This is a genomic window from Priestia sp. ST2 (assembly GCF_055810735.1).
Window position 1 is genome coordinate 1 of the sequence record NZ_JBVVNT010000023.1, and the last position, 7215, is coordinate 7215.

The following is a 7215-nucleotide window of genomic DNA, read 5'->3' on the forward strand; positions in this document are numbered from 1 at the left end:
CATGTACCATGTATTAAATAAATAAGTTGTTCGGATAAAAAGAAGGCTTGAGCCGTATGACGGGAAATCTGTCACGTACGGTTCTTAGGGGGGCGGGCGCTCGTGAGAGTGCCTGCCTACCCGACGTAACTACAATTGTATATCCTATACACTAATTTCGATTAGAATAATTAAAAATGAGCAGGGTACACGGATGGGAAAATACAAAGGTCTTTTGGTAAATAAAGAGAATTATACTATGAGGAGGGGATTAAATTGAAGCTGCTACAAATCAGACTATTAGTTAATGATTTTAAAAAGAGTGCTGAATTCTATAAAGATTTATTAGGAATTCCAATAAGTTGGTATGAGGAAGAAATGGAGTATGCACTTTTCAATAATGGAGAAACAAAAATTGAACTTTTATCTCAAAAGGCCATGACAGAGGTGATTGGAAAGGAAAATAAGCTTTTACATGGTGAAGTTCAATCAAACTTTTTACTTCAATTTGAAGTAGAAGATGTTGATAAGACCTATAATTATTTAAGAGAAAATGAGATTGAATTTGTTACTGAACCACACGATCGTAAAGAATGGGGATCACGTATTGCACATTTTCGGGATCCAGATAAGAATCTTATTGAAATATATAAAATGCTGTAATTAATTAAAAAATTTTTAATACTTATTATGGCTCTGTTTTGATTTATTCAAACAGAGTTATTTGTGCTACTACCGAGCAGCTGTATTATGGTCATTAGAAATGATGACATATACAGATTAAAAGTAAAGAAACTACCTAATGCTTAGGTAGCCTCTTCTATCCTTGTTGTAATTGATTTTTAAGTTGTTGTACAATAGTAGAATTTGCTGGAGCAGCTGGTTGGTAATAATTTTTTTGTTTTGCATACTCATACACACTACGTTGGCGTGTCTCGTCCTGATTACGTATTTGAATAAGTGTCTCATATAATTGTTGATTATTTGTTTGGCTAATAATATTGGCATAACCTGTTAAACTTGCGTTAAGACCTGCTAAATAATCATTTACGATATCCTTTTCATTCATCTTTATCTGTCTCCTATCCTAAAAATGAAATGAGCTGTTGTTTTGTATTTCTAGCGTCACGTGCATCTTTTTGTAGCATTGCTGTAAGCTGTGGATCATTGCATTCTTGTGCGTATTGTTCTAATTTATTAATCAGTGTCCCATGTGCTCCTATAAGATGACGCAAATTCTCTACTTCTAGCTCCGTCAAGTTTTGCATATTGATTTCGCTTCCTTTCTTCATTCATTCCTTTTTATTATGAAACAAATAAAAAAAGATATGCGTAATAAAAAATAAGATGAACGGATGAGACAGTGGATATAATTTTCCATAAACGTTCCTGCATATAAATCACATTACGTTAAGTAAATAATAAAGTATCTCGTTAAATTGATTGGTTTTATTATTTAAATAAAGTGGCGACAAATAGAGAATTCTACTCCCTATCATATACCACTCTATCTTATATTTACCTTTCAAGAAATTTTTATATTTATAATAACTTAAAATAAAATTTATAAATATTTAAATTCGATTTACTTTTAAAAATGTAGTTTTCATTAAAGATGAAATATAGATTAATTTTATATATAGTGGTAAATGTATAAACTCTATTATAAAAATGATAGTTTTATCATTTACTCTAAATGACGACAAATTTTAAGTAAGTAAGTTAACTATTACATATATTAAAAACATTAAATCAAACTTATATAAATAACATTATCTTTTTTATCTATATATCACGTATTATAAAACTATATCATTTATATACATAATTAAAATAAACCCTAATTTGTCGTCAATAAGTGTAAATGGTGAAATTAATGATTCTTATAAAATGTTTTACGATTTACTTATATGCTAAAGTTAGTCTTATATAGGTTATAAATAACTTGAATAAGTTATATTTCTAATTACTACATCGAGTTAAACTAAAAATGCTGAGTGATTTAACAATTTCCATTATAATTCTTCCATGCAACCTTTCTTCCTAACCTTATGATACTGAAATATCTTCCTCTATCTAAAATGTAATATATTACTAAGGAAAACAATAAAAAGCATATTGTACACTTAATGGGTATGTAAGTACTATTTTATGGAGGTTTTAAATTGAAAGCTACTGGCATCGTTAGGAAACTAGACAACTTGGGAAGAGTAGTCTTACCCATTGAACTAAGGAGAACATTAAATATTAAGAATGACGAACCTGTTGAAATTTTTGTAGATAATGAGAACATTGTGTTGAAAAAATATTCACCTAATTTAGCCTGTAAAGTGACAGGTGAAGTTTCCGAAGATAATCTAATCTTGGTAAAAGGAAAAGTAATTCTAAGTCGTGAGGGAGTAAAGCAACTGCTTAGAGAGTTAGAAGTAAAGTTATAACTCAAATATGAAGAATGAGAGCAGACTCTTTTCGACTTTTATACCTTGTATTTTAATTAAAATGTCTGTCCACTCTGCATAAAGACAGCACCTAATTATTTAGGTGCTGTCTTTATGTAAAAAAAGGATTTCTGAATCTTCAATCAACTAACTTTATATTACCGGAAACTGATATAAACAAGCTATAACTTTGTTATAATGTCTGACACAAATAATCTAATGTTATCTTTCTTTTTATAGTTAGCATAAAACATCTTCAAGGAAGCAAGAAAGCAAAAGAACCCTTGTGGCAGTAGGGGTTCTCGATGAGGATATTTTCTCGTTAATGCAGCTTTTTATATATCTTTGACATACTAACGCTTTAGTAGGAGACGAACGAGAAAAAATGTATAAAAAGCGCATGTTTTATACATATGCTCGTACGGAAAAATATAGTCTATATAGCAAAAATATGTTATTATGTGTCTGCACATGCATTTTATAGTAAAAAGCCACCTGTCCTGCAAATACTGGGTGGCTTTTTATTTTGCTTACCTTTTGACTGGACAAATTATAACCCAATACTATATTTTAGATATGTACATGTATATATTACACTTTTATCAACTATTAAAAGCAGCTATGATCAACCACACATGTAAGAAAAGCCCTCAATTAATTTTGAGGGCTTTTCTTGTATGTGTCTCCCCTAAGTATAAATAGTGAAACTTTAATAATATGTAAAGTACTTTATTATTTACTTAATGCAATCAGATATATCTAAAGACTGATCGTGAAAAAAGATAACTATTTAGTTATCTTTTTTTCTTACCAATATAAAGCAAATGTGACGAAACGCCTAAAGTATAAGGGTCGGTTGCTGTTTTCTTTAATAATTCAATTAATCGATCAAACTCAACTTGTCCCTTGTCTGTCCAATAATTCCATTGTTCTTTAGATAAAAGAGAACCAATACTAGATGATCCAATTAGACTTAAAGTTTCAAATCCATTAGATTCCATAAAAGGATTAATTTCTTGTAGATCAAAGTAATAAGCTCCTGTAAATCTTCCTTCATCCTGATGATTAAATTCGCCAGTAGCAATAAACTCTTCGATATTGTCCATTGTATTATTGGGTTTCCACGCCTCTGGATTTAACAGTGAAGAGATAGCGTGCCTAATTCGGGACATAAAGGCAACAAATACAACTCCCTCATCTTTTGTCACGCGGTACAGTTCTTTAACAGCAGCATCACGATCTTGTTCATTCTGTAGATGATACATTGGCCCCATCATCAAGGAAGCATCGAACTCTTTGTCTTTTAATAAATTTAAATCCTTTGCATCCATAATATGAAATCCATTAAATTGATTAAAAAGCTCAAGTTCTTGTGCTTTATTTTCAGCTACCTTTACTAATTTAGGAGTGAGATCAGTTAGCGTTACCTGAAATCCTTTCTCGGCTAGTGTCATTGCATATTTACCAGGACCAGCCCCATTATCTAATATACTGCCGTTTTCCGGTAGATACTCTTGTATATAATGCCAGTTTATTTGAAACTCTAAGGGTTCTCTATCTAGGCGTCCCCACTCATCAAATGTTGAGTAATAATCCATAACTTTGTTCATAAAAAAATTCCCCTTCTATGTCTTATGCAACTTCCAATAAATATAAGTATTATTTATTTTGTAGAATTTGTAAACTATTGATGGAGATTACATACAAAGTTAATTAACATAATGTGCGTTATGAATAGTCAAGATATCTAAAACCTTTGTCCATTGTTCTTAAAAAGAATATATTTATATGTCAACTATAACTCCTAGTCAGAAACTAAAAATATGACATCTTTGTTAACAACAAGGTCTTTCTCTTCTTTATCTCGAAATAACCTACTTGTAGAAAAAAATGGTAAAGGAGAAAAATTCTTATGCAAAAAATAAAATCCTCTCTTACAGGTCGCCTGGGTGGTTATACAAAGGAAATGATGAAAGATTTAAATGTGCCAGGAGCAGCAGTCGCAATCATAAAAGATAGAGAAATTATTCTTTCTGAAGGATTTGGGTATCGCGACATTGAAAATAAAAAACCTGTTACACCAAGTACACTGTTTGCAATTGGTTCATCTACAAAAGCTTTTGGGACGCTTTCTCTAAGTTTACTTGCTCAGCAACAAAAGTTTAATTGGGATAAATCTGTTCAAACGTATATTCCTGCTTTTTCACTCCATGATCCTCTAGCAAGCTCACAAACTACAGCTCGTGATTTGGCCTCTCATCGTTCTGGTGTTAGTCGTCATGAACTACTATGGTATGGATCTTCACTAACACGAAAAGACATCGCAGAAAAAATTCAATATTTGGAGCTAGATGCACCATTTCGTACAAGCTTTTTATATAATAATTTAATGTATGCAACCATTAGCTATATGGTAGAAGAAATTACAAATCAGACATGGGAACAGTATGTATCCGAACATATCCTGCAACCTCTTCATATGGAAGATACAAATTTTTCAGTTACTACTTCACAAGCAAAAGATGATCATGCACTTCCATACATTGAAAAGAACGAAGATATAGTCAAAGTTCCATTTCGTAACATCGATACAGTTGGTGCTGCGGGCTGCATAAACTCAAATATAGAAGATATGGCCAAATGGGTGCTATTCCACTTAAATCAAGGAAAAGTGGGCGAACATGAACTTATTACACCTGATATGTTACAGCAGATGTATCAACCGCATATTCCAATTCCAGATGAACCACTTTTATCTACATCAGAAACAACACTAAATTGCTATGGACTTGGCTGGTTTATTAGTGCATATCGGGGTTATAGAGTAATCCATCATGGTGGGAATATTGATGGATTTTCAGCACTCGTATCTTTTATACCAGAGGAAAATGTCGGACTTGTTATATTAACAAACACTGGTACAACATTATTACCATCTTACCTTGCGAATCAAATTTATGATGAGCTTCTGAAGCTAGATGCAATTGACTGGCGTAAAAGAGCTATAGAAGATACAGCTAAATTTAAAGAAATGATGAAAGAATTAGATAAGCCTCTTCCACAAGTAAAAGAGACAACCCTTACACATGCAGTAGAAGAATATACAGGGATATTTGAGCATCCTGCATATGGGAAAATGGAAGTGTATAAACAAAACGATACGTTATATTTAAAGTGGGAATCAGTTAATATAGAGATGAAACATCATCATTACAATGTATACACGACAAAGTGGAATCTTTCTCATACGGAAATGACTGTGTTAATTGCCTATGAGATGGACGTAGAAGGCGAATTATCACAGTTTAAATTGCATTTACCACCAATGTTGAGTACAAAGCCGATTGTATTTAGTAGACTCACAGATAGGATTTCATAAAATTAAACATAAAACTTACCACTTAAAATAATGAAAAAAGTATTAGACGAGACGCACCTTCTCGCTTAATACTTTTTTCATTATTTTATTTATATATCTCACTAAATGGTGATGTTCAATATACCTTTTCAGAATTTTTTCTTGGAAGATCGGTAACATATTCTGTTTACATAAAACAGCTTATAAGAATTTATCTGTACATACGTAAAAGCCATTTAAGACTTATCTTAAATGGCTTTTACAATGTTTATGTTATTTCATTTACTCATCAATAATTATGGTATCAGCGTTTATATCCTCGAAACAAAGATTTACTGTTCTTTGTTTCGCTCTGGTTCTATGTATTGTTCCAGCTGGTATAAGTAACGTATCATTCGGTTTTAACACGGCTGTATCCCTATCTTTAAAATCAATTAAAAGTTCTCCCTCCAAAACCATAAAAAGCTCATCTGAATTAGAATGATAGTGCCATTTGTATTCGCCTGAAAATACAGCTATACGAAGACAGTGATTATTAATATTCGATACAGGAAAATTCACGTGTTGATCTTTAATATCTTTTGTAATTTCTTGAAGATTAATCTTTTCCAGCTCTAATTTCTCTAGCATTACAATTCCCCTTTATATGTTATCTATAATAAATTCAATTTAATTTCCCCATGTAAACTAAACCATTTGAACGATTTCCATTCATAGTTGTATATTCTACTTTCTTGTATTCTAAGGTTTCAAATTGATCTACCCATTCTTTCACACGTTCTTCGCTATGATGACGTAAAATGGCCCCATCTGGTAATTCAAAAACCCCGTATGTATGATACTTAGTGAGTGCCTTTTCATAACGTAATTTATTTCTTTCATCACTATTCAGTAGAAAGTCGTTGATGTAAATAATACCTCCTGGCTTTAGTACCCGTTTAATCTCATTTAAAATAGCGTTTTGTTCCTCACTTTTATGAACACATGTTAAAACTGCAAAAAGTAAGACAGCATCCAAAGAATCATTAGAAAAAGGAAGCTTCCCACTTTGAATAACTTGAAAATCGATTTCTGAGTTATGAGACTTAGCTCTTTTAATCATTTCTTCTGAAAAGTCTACACCATGTAAATTGTTATAATCGTAACTTCTTAATTCCAATAAAGTCCGTCCATACCCACAACCATAATCTAATATGGCAGCATTGTGATTAACATGTGTTAGGAATAATTCAGGTTGAAAAGGCGTAGTAAATTCTTTTTTATTAGCTACTTCATTCCAATATTCATCTTGTTTGATCATCTTTATGAAACAACCCCCTATTGATCTATCAACTTTTATTGCATCATAGCATGTAAAAACATAAAATAATGTGAGATATCTCATATTTTTATAATAGTAGGAGAAAAAATGAAATTTTTAAACGAGCCTATGCAAAGTTA

General features: G+C 31.5%; 8 protein-coding genes. 3 read left to right on the forward strand and 5 right to left on the reverse strand.

Annotated features, from left to right (window positions below):
- The first annotated feature begins 255 nt into the window (after positions 1-255).
- Positions 256-642 carry a VOC family protein gene (locus AC0KUU_RS29785; protein WP_043979246.1) on the forward strand — a complete coding sequence of 129 codons (387 nt, stop codon included), beginning with the start codon at positions 256-258 and terminating at the stop codon, positions 640-642.
- Positions 643-799: 157 nt separating this feature from the next.
- On the opposite strand, the gene AC0KUU_RS29790 is transcribed toward AC0KUU_RS29785, so the two are convergent.
- Both AC0KUU_RS29790 and AC0KUU_RS29795 read right to left on the reverse strand, forming a co-directional pair.
- On the reverse strand, positions 800-1048 hold the full coding sequence (locus AC0KUU_RS29790) for a spore coat protein (protein ID WP_013060045.1): 249 nt from the start codon (positions 1046-1048) through the stop codon (positions 800-802).
- Between the two features lie 13 nt (positions 1049-1061).
- A complete protein-coding gene (locus tag AC0KUU_RS29795; protein WP_013060044.1) occupies positions 1062-1247 on the reverse strand; it encodes a hypothetical protein in 186 nt (61 codons plus the stop codon).
- Positions 1248-2144: 897 nt separating this feature from the next.
- Here AC0KUU_RS29795 and AC0KUU_RS29800 point away from each other — a divergent pair.
- Positions 2145-2417, forward strand: coding sequence for an AbrB/MazE/SpoVT family DNA-binding domain-containing protein (locus tag AC0KUU_RS29800; RefSeq protein ID WP_322551921.1), 273 nt, complete (start codon positions 2145-2147; stop codon positions 2415-2417).
- Positions 2418-3211: 794 nt separating this feature from the next.
- Here the strand turns inward: AC0KUU_RS29800 and AC0KUU_RS29805 are convergent.
- The gene (locus AC0KUU_RS29805; RefSeq protein WP_043979252.1) at positions 3212-4027 is read right to left on the reverse strand and encodes a class I SAM-dependent methyltransferase; all 816 of its coding nucleotides are present in this window, start codon (positions 4025-4027) and stop codon (positions 3212-3214) included.
- A 302-nt stretch (positions 4028-4329) separates the two neighbouring features.
- Between AC0KUU_RS29805 and AC0KUU_RS29810 the strand changes: the two genes are divergently transcribed.
- Entirely contained in the window at positions 4330-5796 is a 1467-nt protein-coding gene (locus tag AC0KUU_RS29810; protein ID WP_322551920.1) for a serine hydrolase, read from the forward strand.
- A gap of 261 nt (positions 5797-6057) precedes the next feature.
- Here the strand turns inward: AC0KUU_RS29810 and AC0KUU_RS29815 are convergent, their stop codons facing one another.
- Together AC0KUU_RS29815 and AC0KUU_RS29820 are read right to left on the reverse strand one after the other, a co-directional pair.
- Entirely contained in the window at positions 6058-6387 is a 330-nt protein-coding gene (locus AC0KUU_RS29815; protein ID WP_322552493.1) for a cupin domain-containing protein, read from the reverse strand.
- A gap of 52 nt (positions 6388-6439) precedes the next feature.
- On the reverse strand, positions 6440-7075 hold the full coding sequence (locus tag AC0KUU_RS29820) for a class I SAM-dependent methyltransferase (RefSeq protein ID WP_080781613.1): 636 nt from the start codon (positions 7073-7075) through the stop codon (positions 6440-6442).
- Between the last annotated feature and the right edge of the window lie 140 nt (positions 7076-7215).

What these genes read in the sequence shown, in the direction of transcription:
- AC0KUU_RS29805 (WP_043979252.1), bottom strand. Translation starts at nt 4,027, where the DNA reads ATGAACAAAGTTATGGATTATTACTCAACATTTGATGAGTGGGGACGC.
- AC0KUU_RS29795 (WP_013060044.1), bottom strand. Translation starts at nt 1,247, where the DNA reads ATGCAAAACTTGACGGAGCTAGAAGTAGAGAATTTGCGTCATCTTATA.
- AC0KUU_RS29810 (WP_322551920.1), top strand. Translation starts at nt 4,330, where the DNA reads ATGCAAAAAATAAAATCCTCTCTTACAGGTCGCCTGGGTGGTTATACA.
- AC0KUU_RS29820 (WP_080781613.1), bottom strand. Translation starts at nt 7,075, where the DNA reads ATGATCAAACAAGATGAATATTGGAATGAAGTAGCTAATAAAAAAGAA.
- AC0KUU_RS29790 (WP_013060045.1), bottom strand. Translation starts at nt 1,048, where the DNA reads ATGAATGAAAAGGATATCGTAAATGATTATTTAGCAGGTCTTAACGCA.